The sequence below is a fragment of the Prescottella sp. D32 genome (genome assembly GCF_037287305.1).
Taxonomy (GTDB): domain Bacteria; phylum Actinomycetota; class Actinomycetes; order Mycobacteriales; family Mycobacteriaceae; genus Prescottella; species Prescottella equi.
The window spans coordinates 1,315,577-1,335,862 of the sequence record NZ_JARBSW010000001.1 but is presented as its reverse complement, the minus strand read 5'-3'; the positions used below and the strand labels follow the sequence as shown (position 1 = coordinate 1,335,862).

Annotated in this window: 22 protein-coding genes and 4 tRNA genes; 1 reads left to right on the top strand and 25 read right to left on the bottom strand. The window is 66.1% G+C overall.

The window, feature by feature from the left end:
• Positions 1-199: 199 nt before the first annotated feature.
• The 25 genes from PSS76_RS06230 to PSS76_RS06110 form a co-directional block, all read right to left on the bottom strand.
• Positions 200-922 (bottom strand): mammalian cell entry protein, encoded by a 723-nt coding sequence (locus PSS76_RS06230; protein WP_337456010.1) that lies wholly within the window; start codon positions 920-922, stop codon positions 200-202.
• Between the two features lie 69 nt (positions 923-991).
• The gene (locus PSS76_RS06225) at positions 992-1,618 is read right to left on the bottom strand and encodes a hypothetical protein (protein WP_013416945.1); all 627 of its coding nucleotides are present in this window, start codon (positions 1,616-1,618) and stop codon (positions 992-994) included.
• 40 nt (positions 1,619-1,658) lie between these two features.
• Positions 1,659-2,909 carry an MCE family protein gene (locus PSS76_RS06220; RefSeq protein ID WP_064077210.1) on the bottom strand — a complete coding sequence of 417 codons (1,251 nt, stop codon included), beginning with the start codon at positions 2,907-2,909 and terminating at the stop codon, positions 1,659-1,661.
• Entirely contained in the window at positions 2,909-4,156 is a 1,248-nt protein-coding gene (locus PSS76_RS06215; RefSeq protein WP_005518241.1) for an MCE family protein, read from the bottom strand. Before PSS76_RS06215 ends, PSS76_RS06220 begins: the two co-directional genes overlap by 1 nt.
• On the bottom strand, positions 4,153-5,400 hold the full coding sequence (locus PSS76_RS06210) for an MCE family protein (RefSeq protein WP_084968908.1): 1,248 nt from the start codon (positions 5,398-5,400) through the stop codon (positions 4,153-4,155). Before PSS76_RS06210 ends, PSS76_RS06215 begins: the two co-directional genes overlap by 4 nt.
• A gap of 1 nt (position 5,401) precedes the next feature.
• Entirely contained in the window at positions 5,402-6,397 is a 996-nt protein-coding gene (locus PSS76_RS06205; RefSeq protein ID WP_005518239.1) for an MCE family protein, read from the bottom strand.
• Entirely contained in the window at positions 6,394-7,461 is a 1,068-nt protein-coding gene (locus PSS76_RS06200) for an MCE family protein (RefSeq protein WP_037086055.1), read from the bottom strand. The genes PSS76_RS06205 and PSS76_RS06200 overlap by 4 nt, the downstream gene beginning before the upstream one ends.
• 8 nt (positions 7,462-7,469) lie before the next feature.
• Positions 7,470-8,801 (bottom strand): MCE family protein, encoded by a 1,332-nt coding sequence (locus PSS76_RS06195; protein WP_064058359.1) that lies wholly within the window; start codon positions 8,799-8,801, stop codon positions 7,470-7,472.
• On the bottom strand, positions 8,798-9,658 hold the full coding sequence (locus tag PSS76_RS06190; protein ID WP_005518236.1) for an MlaE family ABC transporter permease: 861 nt from the start codon (positions 9,656-9,658) through the stop codon (positions 8,798-8,800). The genes PSS76_RS06195 and PSS76_RS06190 overlap by 4 nt, the downstream gene beginning before the upstream one ends.
• A gap of 4 nt (positions 9,659-9,662) precedes the next feature.
• Positions 9,663-10,457 carry an MlaE family ABC transporter permease gene (locus PSS76_RS06185; protein WP_005518234.1) on the bottom strand — a complete coding sequence of 265 codons (795 nt, stop codon included), beginning with the start codon at positions 10,455-10,457 and terminating at the stop codon, positions 9,663-9,665.
• An 11-nt stretch (positions 10,458-10,468) separates the two neighbouring features.
• Complete coding sequence (locus PSS76_RS06180) at positions 10,469-11,518, bottom strand: ABC transporter ATP-binding protein (RefSeq protein ID WP_005518233.1); 1,050 nt, start codon at positions 11,516-11,518, stop codon at positions 10,469-10,471.
• 231 nt (positions 11,519-11,749) lie between these two features.
• Positions 11,750-12,136, bottom strand: a complete 387-nt coding sequence (gene rplL, locus PSS76_RS06175; RefSeq protein ID WP_005518232.1) for a 50S ribosomal protein L7/L12 — start codon at positions 12,134-12,136, stop codon at positions 11,750-11,752.
• A gap of 84 nt (positions 12,137-12,220) precedes the next feature.
• Entirely contained in the window at positions 12,221-12,778 is a 558-nt protein-coding gene (gene rplJ, locus PSS76_RS06170) for a 50S ribosomal protein L10 (RefSeq protein ID WP_005518230.1), read from the bottom strand.
• Positions 12,779-13,227: 449 nt separating this feature from the next.
• On the bottom strand, positions 13,228-13,941 hold the full coding sequence (gene rplA, locus PSS76_RS06165; protein WP_005518228.1) for a 50S ribosomal protein L1: 714 nt from the start codon (positions 13,939-13,941) through the stop codon (positions 13,228-13,230).
• A gap of 122 nt (positions 13,942-14,063) precedes the next feature.
• Positions 14,064-14,498: a 50S ribosomal protein L11 gene (rplK, locus tag PSS76_RS06160; RefSeq protein WP_005518227.1), complete on the bottom strand. Its 435-nt coding sequence runs from the start codon at positions 14,496-14,498 to the stop codon at positions 14,064-14,066.
• A gap of 77 nt (positions 14,499-14,575) precedes the next feature.
• The gene (gene nusG, locus PSS76_RS06155) at positions 14,576-15,373 is read right to left on the bottom strand and encodes a transcription termination/antitermination protein NusG (protein WP_013416950.1); all 798 of its coding nucleotides are present in this window, start codon (positions 15,371-15,373) and stop codon (positions 14,576-14,578) included.
• A gap of 59 nt (positions 15,374-15,432) precedes the next feature.
• Positions 15,433-15,921, bottom strand: coding sequence for a preprotein translocase subunit SecE (gene secE / locus PSS76_RS06150; protein ID WP_064058360.1), 489 nt, complete (start codon positions 15,919-15,921; stop codon positions 15,433-15,435).
• A gap of 30 nt (positions 15,922-15,951) precedes the next feature.
• Positions 15,952-16,024, bottom strand: a tRNA-Trp gene (locus PSS76_RS06145).
• A 163-nt stretch (positions 16,025-16,187) separates the two neighbouring features.
• Entirely contained in the window at positions 16,188-16,613 is a 426-nt protein-coding gene (gene hadB, locus PSS76_RS06140) for a (3R)-hydroxyacyl-ACP dehydratase subunit HadB (RefSeq protein WP_005518222.1), read from the bottom strand.
• The gene (gene hadA / locus PSS76_RS06135; protein ID WP_174525753.1) at positions 16,600-17,085 is read right to left on the bottom strand and encodes a (3R)-hydroxyacyl-ACP dehydratase subunit HadA; all 486 of its coding nucleotides are present in this window, start codon (positions 17,083-17,085) and stop codon (positions 16,600-16,602) included. Before hadA ends, hadB begins: the two co-directional genes overlap by 14 nt.
• Positions 17,086-17,234: 149 nt before the next feature.
• A complete protein-coding gene (gene rpmG / locus PSS76_RS06130; protein WP_003941903.1) occupies positions 17,235-17,402 on the bottom strand; it encodes a 50S ribosomal protein L33 in 168 nt (55 codons plus the stop codon).
• Positions 17,403-17,465: 63 nt separating this feature from the next.
• Positions 17,466-17,538, bottom strand: a tRNA-Met gene (locus tag PSS76_RS06125).
• 45 nt (positions 17,539-17,583) lie between these two features.
• Positions 17,584-17,656: transfer RNA gene (locus PSS76_RS06120), tRNA-Thr, on the bottom strand.
• A 140-nt stretch (positions 17,657-17,796) separates the two neighbouring features.
• Positions 17,797-19,293: an aldehyde dehydrogenase gene (locus PSS76_RS06115; protein WP_064077212.1), complete on the bottom strand. Its 1,497-nt coding sequence runs from the start codon at positions 19,291-19,293 to the stop codon at positions 17,797-17,799.
• A gap of 204 nt (positions 19,294-19,497) precedes the next feature.
• Positions 19,498-19,580 (bottom strand) — tRNA-Tyr (locus PSS76_RS06110).
• Between the two features lie 167 nt (positions 19,581-19,747).
• Between PSS76_RS06110 and PSS76_RS06105 the strand changes: the two genes are divergently transcribed.
• On the top strand, positions 19,748-20,239 hold the full coding sequence (locus PSS76_RS06105; RefSeq protein ID WP_013416952.1) for a YajQ family cyclic di-GMP-binding protein: 492 nt from the start codon (positions 19,748-19,750) through the stop codon (positions 20,237-20,239).
• Positions 20,240-20,286: the final 47 nt, after the last annotated feature.

Here is a 20,286-nt window from a genome sequence, read left to right as displayed (position 1 = left end):
TGTCGAGCCGGGCAGCAGAAAGGACACCCGTCGGGGTGCTGCGCGCGTGTGAGACGCGTGAATGTTCACGGATAGAGTGACGCGAGATCATCGCCGCGTCAAGCCTGGGCCCCGGCGATTCGATCACGGACCGTCCGAGGGGCAGTGCAAGCGAATCGCCGGCCACAGGAGGCGCTGACCGAATCTGTGGGACGCCGGACTATTGATCCGCGATATCAGACAATAGCCACACGCCGCCCACTTTTTCCATCCGAACGATCAACGGGCCCGACGCGCTGTCCTGCGCTACCCCGTTCGATTCCGCGCTCACTGTCACGTTCGTGATCAGTTCGGCCCGGTCACCGTCGAGCACCTTCACGCCGACGTCGGTCACCTGCACGGTCGTGGCCGTGCCGCCCTGCTTCACCGCGGCCACGGTGGGATCGATCGTCTTGTCGAACTCGCCGCGCATGTTCTCGGTGAGCACCTTGCGGGCCTGCTCCGGGTACGCGTCGATGGTGTCCGGGCTGTACGTGTAGAGCGTGTTCAGTGCGGAGCGCGCCGCGTCCGACACCTCCGCGGTGCCGCCGATGTCGACGTACGCGGTGTTCGCGACGTCCGCGCCCGGCTCGAACGCTGCGACCACGGCGAACGCAGCCAGTACTGCCGCCACCGCTCCGAGGATCGCGAGAAGTCGGCGACTCGGACCGCCGGCCCGCGTCGGGCCGGTTCCGGTCTGGCCCTCCCCCACCGGGGGCGCCGAGTCCACCGGCCGAGCATCGTCGACGACCGCGACCCCGACCGCCGCCGGGGCGCCGAGGTTCGAGTCGCCGTCGACCTCGGCCGCGCGGACCTCACTCCCCGGCCGCCCGCCACCCGTACCGGCGATCTTCGGGCGCCGACCGGACGACGCGGGCTTGGTGGTGCGGCGAATGGGAGGCATGACGCAGAACTCCTTCCGTCGGGCGGCGCGATTCCTACCGCCCGGGATGTGCAGTGAGACGTGGTGCGGCTACCGGCCGCCGGCGTCCGACTCCGGGGCGGGGACGCCCTGATCCGGGTCGGAAGCCGCAGGATCCTGCGGCGGGGCCGCGGGCGACTCCTCGAGCACGGCGGCGTTGCCGAGGTTGACGGACTTCGACGCCCGCCACACTCCGTCGTCGCCCTCCTCCATCGTCAGCCGCATCGTCACCCGCACCTTGCGCGACGTCTCGTTGGGCCAGGACGTGTCGGTTGCCAGAACGACGATCGCGTCGGCCGTGCCGTCGTCGGTGTTGAGCGAGGTCAACGACGCCCCCAACACCTCCGATTGACTGCGCGCCCCGGTCTGCTGGGTCTGCTGCGCCAACTGGTCGCGGGTGGCGTTCAGGTCGTCGACCAGCGCGCCGGTGATGGACGACTCGATGTCGGAGAACGACTTGTCGAGATTCGCGGCGTCGAACGAATTGAGGTTGATCGCGGCCTGGCGCGCATCGGCAAGTGCCGATTCCCGGGCCTCGGCGGCGGGCTTCTCCGACAACGCGGCGTGCGCCCACCCGTAGCCGAACCACACCGCCGCCGCGAGCGCGCCGACGAGGAGCACACCGACCGCAACCGTGGCCGCGACGATGGTGTTGTTGTTCTTGGTGGTCTCCGTCACACGGCAACCTTACTCTCGGGTAACGAATGCTTGCCGAACGCTACCGGACCGGCACGACGCCCAACAGGGTCGAGATCTGCGTCGCGATGGGGTTGAGGTTCAACTTGTCCGGGTCCGTCTTCGGCGTGCTGTCCCACGGTTGCGGGGTCTCCGGATCGGCGTACACGATCCGCTCGGCGCTGCGCACGCCCGTCGGGTTGCCCTGGGGGACGGTGCACCGCGCGTCCGCGTTGAACGGGAAGTTGTCCACAGTGTCGTCGAAGTTCGGGTTCTCCGCCTTCATCTGCGCGAGGATCTCCTGCGTGCCCTCGTAGCCCTGAGTGCAGGGCACCGGGTTGTTGGTCTCGAGGACCAACCCGAAGTGGATCGTGCCGTCGCCCGGCGCGACCGCCGACGCGCCCGCGGACAGCGCCGGCAGGAACTGGAAGATCGGCTGCAGCGCGATGAACGTCGGCGACACCTTCGTCAACGTGGTCGACAGGTTCGTCAGGTCGGTCGTGAGGGCGTCGCCGCTCTCGACCACGAGCTTGCCGACGGTGTCCGACGCGTCCTTGCCCGTACCGATGAGACGACGCACGTCCGGGTCGCTGGACTTCAACTGCGCCGCGATCTGATCGAGTCCGTCGCTGAACGTGCGGATCGCGCCGGCCTGGTCGGCCTGGGTGTCGAACACCGTCCGCCCGTCACTGATGAGCGCGAGGGTCTCGGGCAGCGCCTCGTCGGCCGTCTCGGTGAACCGTCCGAGCGAATCGACGAGAACCTGCAGGTCCCCACCCTTGCCGGTGAGGGCCTTGCCGAGTTCGACGACCGTCGTGTGGAGCGAGTCGGTGGGCACCGATCTGGCGAGCCGGTCGACGCTGCCGATCAGGTCCTCCACCGGGATCGGCGTGGCGGTGTTCTTCTCCAGGATCACCGAACCGTCGGTGAGGAAGGGGCCCTCGTCGGTGTCGGGCTGCAGGTCCACGTACTGCTCACCGATCGCCGACCGATTGGCGACGACAGCCTTCGCCGACGCCGGGATCTGCGGTGCGCTGTCGTCGATCATCAGCGCCACCGATACGCCGTCCTGGGTCAGGGTCAGGTCACCGACCCGACCGACCGGCACACCCCGATACGTCACCTCGGCGTTGGTGAAGATCCCGCCGGAGTTCGCGAACCTGGCATCCACCTGGTACTCCCCGAACCCCAACAAAGTGTCGAGGCGGACGTACTTGGCACCGACGTAACCGATGCCGAGGACGGCCACGACCACGAACGCCACGAGCTGCCACTTGGCCAGACGCGAGACCATCACTCACCCACCCCCAACTGCTTCAGGAAAGCGTCGAACGGGTTGACCGCCGCGGGCGCCGACACCGGCGCGGTGCCCGGCTCCGGCACCGGGTTCGGGACGATCGGCGGCAACGGCAGGATCGACACCGTCGGCCAGCCCGGCCGCGCCCCGTTCCCGTTGTAGTAGGGATTGTCCGGGTTCACCGGAACCGGGGGACCGTACTTCGGCGGGTAGTACACAGGGTCCGGCTTACCGACGCCCAGATTCGACAGGGTGTCGCCGATCTGGAGATCGATGGACAGGAACACGTTGGCCTGACCGCCGTGGATGGACGGGATGATCGAGTCCGGGAACGGGAACGTCGGGACCAACGGTGCCGACGTGATGATGTCGGGTGTCGCGGCACCGAGCTCCTGCAGCGTCGGGCGCAGGGCCCGCAGGTCGGCGATCAGATCGTCCTTGGAACGGTTGATCACGTCGGTCCCGACCTGCCCGAGCCGATCGACCTGGCCCAGCATCTGCACCAGCTGCGGGCGCTGCTCGGACAGAATCTCCACGCCCTCGGGCAGCTCGTCGAGGATCTTCTCGAGCTTCACCGTCTGGTCCGCCACCCGGCCGCTCAGCGTGTCGAGGCCGTCGAGAGCTCGCGTGATCGAGTCGCGCTGCTCCTCGAGACCCGCGATGAGTGTGTTCGCCTGCTCCAGCAGTCCGCGGACCTTGGTCTCGCGACCGTCGAGTGCCTTCTCCAGTTCGGAGACGATGGGCTGCAACTGGGCGACACCGCCACCGTTGAGCAGCAGCGACAGGGCGCCGAGGACCTGTTCGATGTCGGTGGCGTGCCGGGTACGGTCCACCGGGATCGTGTCCCCGCTGGCCAACCGGGCGGTGGACGCGTCCTGCGGCGGCGCCGAGATGGCGATGAACTTCTCGCCGAGCAGGTTCGACTGCTGGACTTCGGCGACCGCGTTCGCCGGCAGATCCACCGAACTGTTGACCAGCGTCTCGACCTGCGCGGTCCAGCCGTCGTCGGCCACCGAGATGTTCTCGACGCGCCCGACGGGGACACCGTCGACCTTGACCGTCGACTGCGGCACCAGGTCCAGTACGTCGTCGAACTCGATCTTCACGTGCATCGGATCGCTGCCGATGTCGGCGCCGCCGGGCAGCGGGATCGAGTAGATGCCGTCCGAGCCGCACGCGCCGACGGTCAACGCGACGACGCATGCGCCGGCCGCGGCTGCGGCCGTCCTCCGAAGATGCTTCACGGCGTGCCCCCCTGCAGTTGCGTTTCGCCGCCGAGGCGCGGGGACGGGGTTCCGGGAACCGTCCCCGGAACCGCACCGCGCTGCAGGTTGTCGCCGCTCAGGATGCCGAGGGGCAGGTTGAGCGTCGGCGTCTTCACGCCGGCGGTCAATTGGTCGGTGACGACCTTGCAGTTGTCGATCAGCGGCTTCATCTGCCGACCCAACGCCTCGAACTCGGGATCCCCCGGCTTGAGCTTGGCGATGTCGATGAGCTTGCAGCCGAGACCGAACGGATCCTGTAGATCGGGCAGGTCGACGCGCATCTGCAGCGTCCCCGACTCGGCGTCGTGGGTGTTGACCAGGTTGCTGATCGCCAGTGGCAGCGTCACCAACGCCTCGGCCAGAGAATCTCGCTGGTCGGCGACCGTCTGGGTGACCGTCGTCAGACCCTCGATGTTGCCCTGCAGCAGTTCCCGGTTGTCCTCCACGAACCGCGCCACGTCCCCCAACGCCAGCGAGAGCTGGTTCAGCGCGAGACCGAGGTTCTCCTTCTCCCCCGCCAGGTAGCCGCTGAAGTCCGCGAGCTGGGTGTTGAACTGGCGCACCTGTGCGTCGTTCGCGGCAAGGGCGCTGACGAACACCTGCAGGTTCTTGACGGTGTCGAAGATGTCGGCCCGCGAGTCCGACAGCGTCCGGGCCGCCGCCGACAGCTGGGTGAACGTGTTGCCGAGCGCGTCGCCGTTACCGTCCAGATTGGCGGCTGCGGTGTCGACCAGGTTGGACAGCGCGCCGTCCTTGTTGGCGCCGTTCGGGCCCAGCGCCTCGGACAGTTCGGTCACGCTCGCGTACAACTGGTCGACCTCGACGGGCGTCGCCGTGCGCTCGCGCGGGATCGTCGCGTCGTTCGCCATCTTCTCGCCGCCCGTGTAGACGGGGGTGAGCTGGATGTACCGGTCGGACACCACCGACGGCGTCACCTGGGCGGCCTTGGCGTCGGCCGGGATGTCGACGCCCCGGTCGACGGTCATCGTGACCTGGACCTGATCGCCCTGCGGCTCCACCGAGTCCACCGTGCCGACCTTGACGCCGAGCACACGTACGTCGGAGCCCTCGTAGATGCCGACGGACTTGTCGAAGTACGCAGTGATCTTCGTGGCGCCGACGTTCTGGAAGAGCCACCACAGGACGCCCACGGCGACGACCACGACCGCGGCGACCAGCGCCACCGGGATCCACGTGCGGGTTGCTGCCCGCTCCTCACTCATGTCAGTTCCCCTCCATGGTGCGCAGCGGCTCGCGGTACCCGGGGATCTCCGGCAGGCCGGGCGGGGTCAGGTTGGTGACGACCGAGTCGAACCACCGGCCGTTGCCGAGCACGTTGGCGTAGATCCGGTAGAACGGCGCGGCCAACTCGAGCGCCTTGCTCACGTTCTGCTGGTTGGCGTTGAGGATGTCGATGACACCCTGCAACTGCGTGAGCGCGGGCGTGATCTGCGCTTCGTTGTCGGCGACCAGTCCGGTCAGCTCGCGCGAGAGGGTCTGGGTACTGGTGAGCAACTGCCCGATCGCCTGCTGCCTCGTGTTGAGCTCCTCCAGCAGGAGGCCACCGTTCGCCAGGATCTTCTGGAACTGGTCGTTGCGGTCGGCGAGGATCTGCGACGTCTGCTTGGTCGCGTCGAACAGCTTCTTCAGTTCCTGATCACGCTTGGCCACCGTCTCGGACAGCCGGGCGACGCCGTCGAGCGAACCACGGATCTCGTCCGGGGTGCCGGCGAACGACTGCGACAACACCTCGAAGCTGGACGCCAACTGGGTGGTGTCGATGTCCTCGAGGGTCGTGGCGGCATCACTGAAGGCGTCGATGACGTCGTACGGAGACGTGGTGCGCTCGAGCGGGATGCTGGTACCCGGGTCGAGGACTTCGGTGCCCCGCGGGTCCAGCGCCAGGTACTTCTGACCGAGGATGGTCTTGATCTGGATCGATGCGGTCGTCTGGTCGCCGATCCAGGCGTCCTTGGTCTGGAACGTCACCCGGACCCGGTCGCCGTCGAGTGCGACGTCCGACACCTTGCCGACCTTGACTCCGGCGACCCGCACCTCGTTGCCGGGCTTGAGGCCGGCCGCCTCCGTGAACTCGGCGGTGTACCGGTTACCCGCGCCGACGATGGGCAGGCTGTCGAGGAAGAACGCCGACATCGTCGCGAGGAGGACCACGACGATGCCCAGGGCACCGGTGACGGCCGGATTGCGCTTCTTGGTCATCGGGGCTCACCGTCCGCCCAGCAACGCGGCGCCGCGTTGGTGTAGATCGGCTGGTTGATCGTGGGCAGATCGCTCGGAAGGTTGAGTTGGGGCGCCGTACCGGGACCGGCGACGACGTCGATGCCGCACAGGTAGAACTGGAACCACGACCCGTAGCTGCCGGCGCGACCGAGCTTCTCCATCTTCACCGGCAGGTTCGCGAGCACCTGGTTCACCTCCCCGGACCGCTCGTTGACGTGTCCGGCCAACGTGTTGAGGCCCGCGATCGACCCCTGGATCGACGGCCTGGTCGGCACCAGCAGATCCGCGGTGGCGCTCGTCAGTTCGGACAGGGACTGCACCGACTGGCCGATCACACCGCGATCGGCGGACAGCCCGCTCACGAGACGTTCGGTGTTCACGATCAGCTGGTCCACCTGCTCGTCCCGCTTGTTCACCGTTTCGAGGACCCGGTTGAGATTGGTGACCAGGTCACCGATGACCTTGTCCTTGTCGGCGATCGTGTTCGTCAGCGACGCCGTGTTCGCCACGAGCTCCTCGATGGTGCCGCCCTCCCCCTGGAACACCTGGATGATCTGATAGGACAGCTTGTTCACGTCGTCGGCGCTGAGGGTCTGGAACAGCGGCCGGAACCCGTTGAACAGCGTCGTGAGGTTGACCGCGGGCTTGGTGCGGTCGAGCGGAATGGTCTCCCCCGCGCTCATCTTGAAGCCCTGCTGACCGGTCCCCTGTTCGAGCGCGATGTAGCGCTGACCCACCAGATTGCGGAAGCGGATGGTCGCGGTCGTGCTCGCGGGCAGCCAGTCGCGGTCGGTGAGTGCGAACGTGACCTGCGCTTCACGGTCGTCGACTATCTCGATCTTGGTGACCTGACCGACGCGAACACCCGCGATCCGCACCTCGTCGCCCTTGTTGAGAGACGTCACGTCCGTGAACCGGGCGCTGAACTCGGTGCCTCCCCGGGACCCCGAGTTCGCGATCGTCAGCGCCAACGCCCCCGTCGCGAGGATCGTCACGAGCGCGAAGATCACCAGTTTGGTGAGCGGTGCAGCCACCCCTCGCAGCTGTCGCTTCACTTGACGCTCACCTCTTTTCCACGGAGCGCGGGTGCGCCGATCGTCGTCGTCCACGCGGGCACGTCCTCGGGCGCCATCCCCGTCGCCTGGCCGTACACCACGGCGAGGGTCTCGCGCTCGAGCGGCGAACCGGCGAGCGTCGCAGTGGACGCCGGCGTCACCGCGTACTGCGGAGCCGCCACCTCGGGGATGTTCTGGTCACCCGGGTTGCGAGTCGGCACCTGGTACGACCCGTCGTGAATCGATCCGCCCGGGTACTGACCGATGTCGGTCCCCAACGGTGGCGGCTCGTAGCAGCGCGGTCCGCGGGTGTCGATCAGGCGGGGCTCGTCCTGGTTGGGTAGGTACCGGCCGCGCGGGTTGACCAGTTCGATCGTGGCCCGGGCGCCCGGATTCGGGGAGTTCTCGCCGGTGATCGCACCGGTCCGCGCCATCACGTCGGCGAAGTTCGCGAAGGTGCAGCCGAACGTTCCGGAGAAGCGAGCGAGGATCTCGAGTGCCTCCCGCGAGTCGGCGGCAATGAAGATCAGCGCATCACGATTCGTCGTCAACAGATCGGCGGTGCTCGACCCCGTCGACGTCACCGACGAGATGAGCGCGTCGATCGACGGGCGCTCCTGCACGATCGTCGCGTTGGTGGTGCGCAGGTTGTCGAGGGCGTCGACGAGCTGCGGCGCCGCGTCCGAATAGGTCTGCGTGAACGTCGCGAAGCTCTGCAGGCCCGCCTGCAGGTCCGGCATTCGGGTGTTGACACCCGCGAAGATCGTGTCGAGCTGGTCCAGCGTCACGCCGAGCTGTTCGCCGCGGCCGTCGAGCGCCTGCGACAGCGCGCCGAGCGTCGAGGCCAGGCTCTCGGGCGGAATCGCCTGCAGCAGCGGCAGCAGCCCGTCGAGCATCTTGCCGAGCTCCACCGCGTTGCCGCTCTTGTCCTGGTAGATGGTGCCGCCGGCCTCGATCGGGTTGGGGCTGGGATCGGCCGGAATCACCAGATCCACGTACCGCTCGCCGAACAGCGTCTTCGGCAGCAGCCGGGCAGTGGTGTTCGACGGGATCAGGTCGGCCTTGTCGGGGTCGATCGCCATGACCGAGGTGACCTTGCCGTTCGAGGTCGACGCCTCGCGCACCTCCCCGACGATCAGCCCCCGCACCTTGACGTCGGCGTTGCGGGGCAGGGCGTTGCCGACCGTGTCGGTGACCAGGTCGACCTTGACCACATGCTTGAACGTCTTGTTGTAGCTCGCGATGGTTCCGCCCAGGAACAGAGCCAGGACCAGGAAGAAGGCAACTCCCAGGACCCGGCGGCGCAGCTTCGACGGCGACTCGATCATCCGGCCACCCGCACGGTCGTCGTGGTCCCCCAGATCGCCAGGCTCAGGAAGAAGTCGAGCACGGCGATGGTGACGATGGCCGTACGGACAGCGTGGCCGACGGCGACGCCGACGCCGGCCGGGCCGCCGCGGGCGTGGAAGCCGTAGTAGCAGTGGATGAGGATCAGTACGAACGCGAAGACCAGAACCTTGCCGAAGGACCACAGCACGTCCTCGGGCGGCAGGAACAGGTTGAAGTAGTGGTCGTACGAGCCCGACGACTGTCCGTTGAAGACCGTCGACACCACTCGGGAGGCGAGATACGCGGCGAGCAGACCGACGATGTAGAGCGGAATCACCGCCACGAACCCCGCGATCATGCGCGTGGTGACCAGGAAGGGCACGCTGGGAACGGCCATCACCTCGAGAGCGTCGATCTCCTCGGAGATCCGCATCGCGCCGAGCTGGGCGGTGAAGCCACAACCCACCGTGGCGGAGAGCGCCAGCGCCGCGACGATCGGGGCGATCTCGCGGGTGTTGACGTACGCCGACAGGAAGCCGGTGAGGACGGAGCTGCCCAACTGGTCGAGGGCCGCGAAGCCCTGGAGGCCGACGACGACACCCGTGAAACCGGACATCATGACGATGACGCCGATGGTGCCGCCGATGACCGCGAGGGCGCCGCTGCCGAATGTGACCTCGGCGAGCAGGCGCAGCATCTCCTTGCGGTACCGCCGCAGCGTACGGGGCGTCCAGGCGATGGCGCGCGAATAGAACGACATCTGCTCGCCCGCGTTGTCGAGCACGTCGAGCGGTTTACGGGCCCAGCGCCGCGCACGCATCAGGGCATAGTCGCCCCGCCCCCTCGCGATCGTCATCGGGTCATGCCCCCTTCGCCGGAACGATCTGGAGATACACCATGGTCAGGATCAGGTTGGCGAAGAACAGCACCAGGAACGTGATCACGACTGCCTGGTTCACGGCCTCGCCGACGCCCTTCGGGCCGCCCTTGGGCGTCAGCCCCTTGTACGCCGCGATCACACCCGCGATGACGCCGAAGATCGCGGCCTTGACCTCCGCGATGTAAAGGTCGGGCAGCTGGGCCAGCGCGGAGAACGACGCCAGGTAGGCGCCGGGGGTGCCGCCTTGGAGGATGACGTTGAAGAAGTAGCCACCGGCGATGCCGACGACGGACACGAGCCCGTTGAGGAGCACCGCGACCAGCACCATCGCGAGCACCCGGGGGACGACGAGCCGCTGCACCGGATTGATGCCGAGCACTTCCATGGCATCGATCTCCTCGCGGATGGTCCGCGAACCGAGATCGGCGGTGACGGCGGACCCCGCGGCACCCGCGATCAGCAAGGCCGTCACGATCGGACTGCCCTGCTGGATCACGGCGAGCACGCTGGCGGCGCCCGTGAACGACTCCGCACCCAACTGCTTGATCAGCGAACCGGTCTGCAGCGACACGACCGCACCGAACGGAATCGCGACGAGCGCGGTCGGCAGGATCGTCACGCTCGCGATGAACCATGCCTGTTCGATGAATTCCTTGAACTGGAACGGCCGCTTGAACGTGTTCCGAACCACGTCGACGAACAGTTGGACGATGTTGCCGGCCTGCGTCAGCGCTCCGTTGACAGGCTTCATCAGCGACGCTCTCGTGCCCCCCATACGCAGGTCCCCTACCCGCGCTCGAACGTGGTCTGCTCGAAGCCGCCCTCGTCGTATGCCGGGATCACCTGCGTGGCAGCGTCGTCGTTCATGCTTGCAAGGATGCCCTGCTGGGCCTCGATCGGCAGGGTATGGAGGATCTCGCGGACGCGGGCCTGACGGCGGGCGACAGCCTGGCGCACGGGGAGCCCGGGCGTTGCCTGCATCTGCGGGACCACACCGTAGACGTCGTCGGTGCCGCCATGGTGATGACCGGCGTCGACGAGGGCCTGCTCGTGCGCCATCTGCGCCTCGTCCTTCTCCTCGGACATGCCGATCGGGCCGATCTTGCTGCCGTTGAGGAACTGGTGGACCACCGGCTCGTCACTGGTGAGCAGCACCTCGCGAGGCCCGAACATGACGAGCTGCTTGCGGAACAGCATGCCCAGGTTGTCGGGCACCGTGCGCGCGAGGTTGATGTTGTGCGTCACGATCAGGATCGTGGCGTCGATCTGCGCATTGATGTCGATCAGCAACTGGCTGAGGTACGTGGTGCGAACGGGGTCGAGGCCCGAGTCGGGCTCGTCGACGAGGATGATCTGGGGGTCGAGGACCAGCGCGCGAGCGAGCCCGGCACGCTTGCGCATACCGCCCGAGATCTCACCGGGAAGCTTGCCCTCGGCCCCGACGAGGCCGTTGAGCTCGAGCTTCTCCATCACGATCTTGCGGATCTCGGACTCGGACTTCTTGGTGTGCTCACGCAGCGGGAAGGCCACGTTGTCGTACAGGTTCATGGACCCGAACAGCGCGCCGTCCTGGAAGAGGACGCCGAACAGCTTGCGGATCTCGTACAGCTCGCGGGACGAGCATTGGAGGATGTCGGTGCCGTCGATGACGATCGAGCCCTCTTCCGGGCGCAGCAGACCGATCAGCGACTTGAGGAAGACCGACTTACCCGTGCCCGACGGCCCGAGCAGTGCGCTCACCTCTCCGGCCGGCAGCGTCAGCGACACGTCCTGCCAGATCTTCTGAGAGCCGAAAGACTTTGTGAGCCCTTCGACTGCTACCTCGACTCCCACCATTACCTCCTGCGTAAGGAACGTCCCCCCACCGCGCGATCCACTGTGGGTTGCGTCACTCTATCGCATCGAAGTGTTATCCGTGACACCAAATCCTACTCACGAGTAAGTAAGGATCACAACCCTGTCATCAAGATCCGCCCGACGAGTTTTCCGGTGACGAAAGAGGGCCGCCCCCTACGGGAACGGCCCTCTTTCTCGATGCTTCGGACAGAAGCAGCGGAGATACGCGTCTTACTTGACGGTGATCTTCGCGCCGGCAGCCTCGAGCTTCTCCTTGGCGGCGTCGGCAGCGTCCTTGGCGACCTTCTCCAGGATCGGCTTCGGAGCACCCTCGACGAGGTCCTTGGCTTCCTTCAGGCCCAGGCCGGAGACGACCTCACGGACGACCTTGATGACCTGGATCTTCTTGTCGCCGGCCGACTCCAGGATGACGTCGAACTCGTCCTGCTCCTCGGCAGCGTCGGCAGCGGCAGCCGGAGCGCCCGCAGCAGCGACGGCGACCGGAGCGGCAGCGGTGACCTCGAAGGTCTCCTCGAACGCCTTCACGAACTCCGAGAGCTCGAGCAGGGTGAGCTCCTTGAACTGGTCCAGCAACTCTTCGGTGGTGAGCTTCGCCATGGTGGCGTCCTTCCTCTTAAGTCCTGTGTCGCCGATCCGCGACCGGACAGGTGGTGATGGTTGTGATGCGCAGGTGCGGATCAGCTATTCGGCAGCGGCGTCGGCGGGAGCCTCGGCGGCTCCACCCTCCGCAGCCTTCTTCTCCTGCAGCGCGGCGGCCAGACGGGCCACCTGCGAAGCGGGAGCATTGAACAGGCCGGCGGCCTTTGCCAAGTTGCCCTTCATCGCGCCGGCGAGCTTGGCCAACAGGATCTCGCGGGACTCGAGGTCCGCGATCTGGTTGACCTGATCCACGGACAGCGCAGCGCCGTCCATGTACCCGCCCTTGATGACGAGTGCCTTGTTGTCCTTCGCGAAGGCCTTGATGGCCTTCGCAGCGTCGACCGGCTCGCCCTTGATGAATGCAATGGCGGTCGGTCCGACGAACAGGTCGTCAAGACCCTCGACGCCCGCCTCAGCGGCGGCACGCTTGACCAGGGTGTTCTTGGCGACGGAGTAGGTGGCACCCTCTCCGAGAGCGCGTCGCAGCTGCGTCAGACTCGTGACCGACAGACCACGGTATTCCGTGATCACGGCGGCGGTCGAATCCTTGAACTGCTCGGTGATCTCTGCAACTGCAGAAACCTTCTCAGGCTTTGCCATACTTCGCCTCCTCTCGTGACAGTCGTTGTTCCACTTGGGGCCGTGACATGCAAAACGCCCCGGTGCAGGGCACACGGGGCGTACACGAGGAGATCCATCCATTCGGCCGAGGCCGAGCGCAGACAATCATCCCCCACCTCGTCCTCCTGCGTGGGCCGCCGGGCAATCCCGGACCTTCAACCGATCTCATCTCTGATCTCGGTGACCAACGGTCTTTGGTAGAACATGTTTCGGGGCGGAATTCGCATCTAGCACCGAACTCCAACGGAGACAGTACTGGAGGAATGCCCAGGACGCAAAACAGATCGATCGCCTCCCCCGGTTGTGCGACTCAGCTCACGTCCGCGACCGGTTGGTCGGCGAAGAACGTGGGACTCGAACGCCGAAGGCCGGCACAGAGAAACTCTGTACCGGCCTTCGATGTCGATCAGGTCGCGTGGAATCGCGACTTACTCGCCGTCCTCGAGGAGGTTGCGGGTACGGTTCGGGTCCACCGGGATGCCCGGTCCGGTGGTGGTCGAAACCGTGACCTTCTTGACGTAGCGGCCCTTCGCCGACGACGGCTTCGCACGCAGGATCTCGTCCAGCGCCGCACCGTAGTTCTCGACCAGCTTGGCCTCGTCGAACGACGCCTTGCCGATCACGAAGTGCAGGTTGGCCTGCTTGTCGACGCGGAAGTTGATCTTGCCGCCCTTGATGTCGGCCACAGCCTTCGCGACGTCCGGCGTAACGGTGCCGGTCTTCGGGTTCGGCATCAGGCCACGCGGTCCGAGGACGCGAGCGATACGGCCGACCTTGGCCATCTGGTCCGGGGTGGCGATCGCGGCGTCGAAGTCGGTCCAGCCGCCCTGGATGCGCTCGATCAGATCCTCGGCGCCCACTGCGTCTGCACCGGCGGCCTCGGCCTCGGCGGCCTTCTCGCCGACGGCGAAGACGACGACGCGGGCGGTCTTACCGGTGCCGTGCGGCAGGTTGACCGTGCCGCGAACCATCTGGTCCGCCTTGCGGGGGTCGACGCCCAGACGAACGGCGACCTCGACGGTCGCGTCCATCTTGCTCGACGACGTCTCCTTGGCCAGCTTCGCAGCCTGCAGGGGGCTGTAGAGCTTGTCCGCGTCGATCTTCTCAGCGGCGGCGAGGTACGCCTTGCTGCGCTTTGCCATTTCTTCTGTCCTTACTTCTCACCAGGGCCTACCCCGGTGAATGGTTCAGTTGTGGTGACGGGCCTGGCCGGCCCTCCCACAGGGAGGAGAAAACTCTGCGTCGCGGCAGAATTTGCTGAGAATCAGCCCTCGACCGTGATACCCATCGAGCGCGCGGTGCCGGCGATGATCTTCGCCGCGGCCTCGATGTCGTTCGCGTTGAGGTCTTCCTGCTTGGTCTTCGCGATCTCGCGCACCTGGTCCATGGTCACGGTCGCGACCTTGGTCTTGTGCGGCTCGCCGGAGCCCTTCTGCACGCCGGCTGCCTTGAGCAGCAGCTTGGCGGCCGGAGGAGTCTTCAGCTTGAAGTCGAAGGTCCGGTCTTCGTAGACCGAGATCTCGACAGGGATCACGTTGCCGCGCTGGGACTCAGTCGCCGCGTTGTAAGCCTTGCAGAACTCCATGATGTTGACGCCGTGCTGACCGAGCGCCGGACCGACGGGCGGGGCAGGGTTGGCCTGACCAGCCTGGATCTGGAGCTTGATGAGCCCTGCGAGCTTCTTCTTCTTGGGGGGCATCTTCGTTCCTTGTTCTTACTGGGTGTGTTTCTTGCGTACTGCGTGCAAGTTTGTGTGGGTACCCGGTTCGGGGACCGCTAGATCTTCTGGACCTGGTTGAACGACAGTTCGACCGGGGTCTCGCGACCGAAGATCGAGACCAGCACCTTGAGCTTCTGCTGCTCGGCGTTGACCTCGCTGATGCTCGCCGGCAGGGTCGCGAACGGACCGTCCATGACGGTGACCGACTCGCCGACCTCGAAGTCGACCTCGATGACCGGCTTCGCGGCGGCGGCGACGGACACGTCGCCGGCTGCGGCGGCAGCGGTGGCCGGCTTCTTCTGGCCCTGCTGCGGCATGAGGAACTTGACGACCTCGTTGAGCGTCAGCGGCGACGGGCGCGAGGTGGCGCCGACGAAACCGGTGACACCGGGGGTGTTCCGGACCGCGCCCCACGACTCGTCGTTGAGCTCCATGCGGACCAGGATGTAGCCCGGCAGAACCTTGCGATTGACCTGCTTGCGCTGGCCGTTCTTGATCTCGGTGACCTCTTCGGTGGGAACTTCCACCTGGAAGATGTAGTCGCCGACGTCCAGGTTCTGGACACGGGTCTCGAGGTTCGTCTTGACCTTGTTCTCGTAACCGGCATACGAGTGGATGACGTACCAGTCTCCGGGGGCACGGCGCATCGCAGCCTTGAACTCGGCTACGGGATCGACCTCTTCCTCGGCGACCTCAGGAGCCTGCTCCTCCACGGCACCGTCCTCGGCCTGCTCGATCGCGGCGTCGTCCTCGACAGCCACGTCGTCGGCAGCCACGTCTTCCTCGGTTACCGCCTCGGCCGAAACACGCTCCTCGGCCAGAGCCTCGTCAGAGTCGTTCTCGGGGGTGCTCACTGGAGGCACTCTTCCTCTCGTCAATCACATCGTTCGGAAACGCCGACATGCGTTCCCGGCTAGCCGAACAACCAGGAAATGCCCTTGCCGAACCCTATGTCGAGGAGGCTGATGAAGGTCACCATGAAAGCGACGAACACGAGCACGACACTGGTGTACGTGATCATCTGCTTGCGATTGGGCCAGATGACCTTGCGCAGTTCGGCAACGACTTCCCGCAGGAAGCGGCGAATCCGCTTGAAGATGTTCTCCGAGCGGGGCTTGTCTGCCTTGGAGGTCTTCGCGACGGGCTTCGACTCCGGAGACTTCACGGAGGAGGCGGCGACAGCCTTCTTTGCGGACTGATCTTCGGTGGAGCTGCGGCGCGCGGAGCGCTTGCCACTGGGCTTGCCCGAGGGAACGACGCCCGCAGACGCTGCAGCCTCCGGAGCCTGGGATCCGCTCTGATCGGATCCGGCCGCGGGGCGAGAGCTCGCGCCGGCTTCGGAATCGCCGACGGCGCCTGGGTCCGTGGACCCGGGAGTGCCGTCGTTGCGCTCGTCGCTCACCGTCGTTCCTCTCAGTAGCCAGTCCGGGTGCAGGGGCGACAGGACTTGAACCTGCAACCTGCGGTTTTGGAGACCGCTGCTCTGCCAATTGAGCTACGCCCCTTTGGACGACCGATCGAACTGGTCGACCTATCCAGGATTACATGACTTGCGCGCCACCCCGTGGGCTGTTGCAACAGCACCGTTAGGCAGCGCGCAGCGCCTGAGTAACCCCAGAAACTCTAGTGTACTTCAAAGCCCCGGAACAAACCCAATCCGTCCGACACTCAGGCCAAACGGACCGTTGCGGTGGCCCGTCCGAAGATCTTACGTCCTTCGGACCGCGCCACGATCGCGACTACTGCGGTCTTGCTTTCGGCGTCCACCGACTTGATCTTGCCGGTGAACTCCACTTCGGCAGCCTTGTCGGCCGCCACGTACACCGGACTGGTGAACCGAACGTTGTATTCGGTCACCGCACCCGGATCGCCGAGCCAGGACGAGACGAATCCACCACCGAGACCCATCGTGAGCATCCCGTGCGCCACGACGTCCGGCAGGCCGGCGAGTCGGGCTACGTGGTCACTCCAGTGGATCGGGTTGGGATCGCCCGAGACGCCGGCGTAGTTGACGAGATTTCCGCGGGTCAGAGTGACGACGCGCTCGGGCAGTTCGTCGCCGACGGCGACGTCCTCGAACCTACGGAGCGACATGCATCATCACATCCTTGACCGCGTGCGCGATGTTCTCGTCCACCTCACCACCGGAGCGAGCGACGAGCGTGGTCCAGGTGGTCTGGACCAGTTCGCCGTTCACGTCCGTGATGACGTTCTTGGTGACGATGATGTCACTGCCCGCGACCTGGCGGAACGACTCCAGGTACACGTCGCAGATCAATCGGTCGCCAGCCTTCAGCGGCCTGTGGAACACGAGGCGCTGATCGGTCTGCATGATCTGGCTCAGGTCGTAACCGGTCACGACCTCCTCGAACAGCTTGCGCTGCGCGAGCATGCCTACGATCGAGACGAAGGTCGGAGGGGCGATGAGGCCGTCGTAACCGAGGCCCTTGGCCGCTTCCTCGTCGTGATGAGCGGGATGATTGTCGAGTACCGCGCGGGCGTACTCGCGAACCTTCTCCCGGCCGATCTCGTAGAAATCGGAGACGCGGTAGTGATGTCCGACCATCGAGGCCGCGTGCGCGGCGGGGTCGGAGATCACCTCGGCCTCTCTCACGACTGTCTCTGTCACAGCGAATACCTGCCTGCCCTGTTGACGCGAACCTCGTTAGGGCAGTCTGACAGTGAACCTAACGCGCGAGCGCCGACTCCGAGAAACTACTTGGACTCGCGGTGCGACTGGTGGGTTCCGCAGTTCGGGCAGAACTTCTTCAGCTCGAGGCGGTCGGGGTCGTTGCGGCGGTTCTTCTTGGTGATGTAGTTACGGTGCTTGCACACCTCACAGGCCAAGGTGATCTTCGGCCGAACGTCAGTCGAGGAGGCCACGGGGACGCCTTCTTTCGCGTGAATCTGATCAGAGAGAGATCAGGGTGGATCATTCGTCTTGTGTAGCGATGGCCGGACTTGAACCGGCGACACAACGATTATGAGTCGTTTGCTCTACCAACTGAGCTACACCGCCTCGGTGTCGAGTGTCGCGCGAAGCCGGCGACACCACAATCCAGCGAGCCCCCTGACGGAATCGAACCGTCGACCTTTTCCTTACCATGGAAACGCTCTGCCGACTGAGCTAAGGGGGCGTGGCTGTCCCGCGCATCTCTGCGCGCTGAAGCCTCCAGAAGATTACACAGACCTTCGCCCGAGACACAAATTGCCTGGTCACGTGACATAACGTGGGCCGTGGTGGCGCACGATTCGGCCGCGCGCCACCACGAGCGGGTCAGGTCAGGCTCGGCGGCATCGCGTCGAGCAGGACGGTCTTCGCCTCCAGGTACGGCTGCAGGCCCTCGAGACCGCCCTCGCGCCCCATTCCGGACTGCTTGAAGCCGCCGAAGGCGATCCCGAAGTCGGTCTTGAAGCTGTTGTGCCCCACGGTGCCGGAACGCAGCTGCCGCGACACCGTCCATGCACGTTCGATGTCGTCTGTGAACACGGATGCGTTCAGGCCGTAGACGGTGTCGTTCGCGATGTCGACCGCGTGGTTCTCGTCGTCGGCCGCGATGACGCTCACGACGGGACCGAAAACCTCCTCGCGCGCGATGGTCGAGTCGTTGTCGACGTTGCCGAAGACCGTGGGTTCGATGAAGAAGCCGCGCTCGAGGTGAGCGGGCCGACGGCCACCGGTGACGAGCGTGGCGCCCTCCTCGCATCCCTTGGCGATCAGTCCTTCGACCTTCTCGAGCTGACGGGACATCGCGAGCGGACCCATCTCGGTCTCGGCGTCGAACGGATCGCCGACGCGGATCGCGGACATCGCGGCGCCGAGGGCGTCGACGAACTCGTCGTGGCGGTGACGGCTGACGACGATGCGGGTCAGCGACGCGCACACCTGGCCGGTCATGATCCGCGCCGACGTCGCGATGGACTGGGCAGCGGTGGCGAGGTCGTAGTCGTCGAGGATGACGCCCGCGGACTTGCCGCCGAGTTCGAGCGTGCAGCGCGCGATCCGTTCGCCGCACAGGGAGGCGATCCGGCGACCGGCGGCGGTGGACCCGGTGAAGGCGACCTTGTCGATGCCGGGGTTACGGACGAGCAGTTCCGACACCTCGCGGTCGGCCGTGACGACGTTGACGACTCCGGCGGGCAGCCCCGCGGCCTCGGCGATCTCGGCGAACGCGTAGACCGCGCCGGGTGCCTCGGGGGACGCCTTGACGACGACGGTGCAGCCCGCGAGGAGCGCGGGAGCGACCTTGTTGGCGAGCAGGCCGAGGGGGCTGTTCCACGGGATGATCGCGGCGACGACGCCGACCGGTTCACGAACGAGCAGGCCAACGCCCTGACCCGAGCTCGTCCGGTGTTCCTCGACCCACTCGTAGGTGTCGGCGAGCCCCGCGTAGTAGTCGAAGACGTCGCCGGAGCCGGCGGAGGCGTACGAGGAGACGGCGGCGAGGATGCCCATCTCGCTGGTCCAGATCGCCCCGAGTTCGGCGCTGCGCTCACGGATGCCGGCGCCGATCGCCCGCAGGTAGGTGGCGCGCTCGGCGTGGGTCATCCGCGGCCACGGGCCCCGGTCGAAGGCGTCACGAGCGGCGTCGACGGCCTGGGCCATGTCCTGCGCGTCGGCCTCCGCGACGGTGAGGAAGACCTCCTCGGTTGCCGGATTGACGACGTCGAAGGTGGCCGCCGTGTTCGGCTCCACCCAGCGTCCGCCGATGAACAACCGGCCGGGGTGCTGCAACTTCGGTGACGTCTCGTTCGCGTTGATCAGACCTGTCATCGCCGATTCGGCTCCTTCGCATGTCCTGCGCACCCGCCCTGTGACGGAGGCCACTCAGGTTCGGACGCTAGACAGCCGGGACCAGGAGAAGACCTGCCGGTCTCGATGAGTGGGATGGATCACATCCGGGGGGCGGCGGAGCGCAGCGCCCGAGCCCCGAAAACAGTTCAGCCCCGACCTTTTTCGAGGTCGGGGCTGAACGTGTGGCAGATGTAGGATTCGAACCTACGTAGGCATAAGCCGACGGATTTACAGTCCGCTCCCATTGGCCGCTCGGGCAATCTGCCAGGCTGCGCCCAGAGCTTCTTGCTCGCTCTGACGCATATCGAAGAATACAACGAAGTCCCCCCGGATACGCAAACCGGGTGGATAGAGGGGGTTGCGACCCGATAGCGTCCTAGGCAACCCACCCCTGTCCGGGTGGGGTCGACCGCTATGAATTCAGGAGTGTGCAGTGGCTGATTCGTCCTTCGATGTGGTGAGCAAGGTTGATCGTCAAGAGGTGGACAACGCTCTGCATCAGGCCGCGAAGGAGCTGGGCACCCGGTTCGACTTCCGCAACACGGGGGCGAGCATCGAATGGTCCGGCGAGGAGACCATCACGCTGACCGCCGACACCGAGGAGCGTCTCACCGCCGCCCTCGACGTGTTCAAGGAGAAGCTGATCCGTCGCGACATCTCGCTCAAGGCGTTCGACGCCGGCGAGCCGTCGCAGTCCGGCAAGGTCTACAAGCTGAGCGGCTCGCTGGTCCAGGGCATCAGCAGCGAGAACGCCAAGAAGATCTCGAAGAAGATCCGCGACGAGGGCCCCAAGGGCGTCAAGGCGCAGATCCAGGGCGAGGAGCTGCGCGTGAGCAGCAAGAAGCGTGACGACCTGCAGGCCGTCATCTCACTGCTCAAGGGCGAGGATTTCGGGATCGCCCTGCAGTTCGTCAACTACCGCTGACGTCGCCCCCGCTGTCGAAACACAGGCCGCACACCTTCCCGTCGGGA

Coding starts and splice junctions, on each gene's coding strand:
- PSS76_RS06230 (WP_337456010.1), bottom strand. CDS start 922: ATGCCTCCCATTCGCCGCACCACCAAGCCCGCGTCGTCCGGTCGGCGC.
- PSS76_RS06220 (WP_064077210.1), bottom strand. CDS start 2,909: ATGGTCTCGCGTCTGGCCAAGTGGCAGCTCGTGGCGTTCGTGGTCGTG.
- PSS76_RS06210 (WP_084968908.1), bottom strand. CDS start 5,400: ATGAGTGAGGAGCGGGCAGCAACCCGCACGTGGATCCCGGTGGCGCTG.
- PSS76_RS06205 (WP_005518239.1), bottom strand. CDS start 6,397: ATGACCAAGAAGCGCAATCCGGCCGTCACCGGTGCCCTGGGCATCGTC.
- PSS76_RS06195 (WP_064058359.1), bottom strand. CDS start 8,801: ATGATCGAGTCGCCGTCGAAGCTGCGCCGCCGGGTCCTGGGAGTTGCC.
- PSS76_RS06190 (WP_005518236.1), bottom strand. CDS start 9,658: ATGACGATCGCGAGGGGGCGGGGCGACTATGCCCTGATGCGTGCGCGG.
- PSS76_RS06185 (WP_005518234.1), bottom strand. CDS start 10,457: ATGGGGGGCACGAGAGCGTCGCTGATGAAGCCTGTCAACGGAGCGCTG.
- PSS76_RS06180 (WP_005518233.1), bottom strand. CDS start 11,518: ATGGTGGGAGTCGAGGTAGCAGTCGAAGGGCTCACAAAGTCTTTCGGC.
- rplL (WP_005518232.1), bottom strand. CDS start 12,136: ATGGCGAAGCTCACCACCGAAGAGTTGCTGGACCAGTTCAAGGAGCTC.
- rplJ (WP_005518230.1), bottom strand. CDS start 12,778: ATGGCAAAGCCTGAGAAGGTTTCTGCAGTTGCAGAGATCACCGAGCAG.
- rplA (WP_005518228.1), bottom strand. CDS start 13,941: ATGGCAAAGCGCAGCAAGGCGTACCTCGCCGCCGCTGAGAAGATCGAC.
- rplK (WP_005518227.1), bottom strand. CDS start 14,498: ATGCCCCCCAAGAAGAAGAAGCTCGCAGGGCTCATCAAGCTCCAGATC.
- hadB (WP_005518222.1), bottom strand. CDS start 16,613: ATGTCGCTCCGTAGGTTCGAGGACGTCGCCGTCGGCGACGAACTGCCC.
- hadA (WP_174525753.1), bottom strand. CDS start 17,085: ATGGTCGGACATCACTACCGCGTCTCCGATTTCTACGAGATCGGCCGG.
- PSS76_RS06115 (WP_064077212.1), bottom strand. CDS start 19,293: ATGACAGGTCTGATCAACGCGAACGAGACGTCACCGAAGTTGCAGCAC.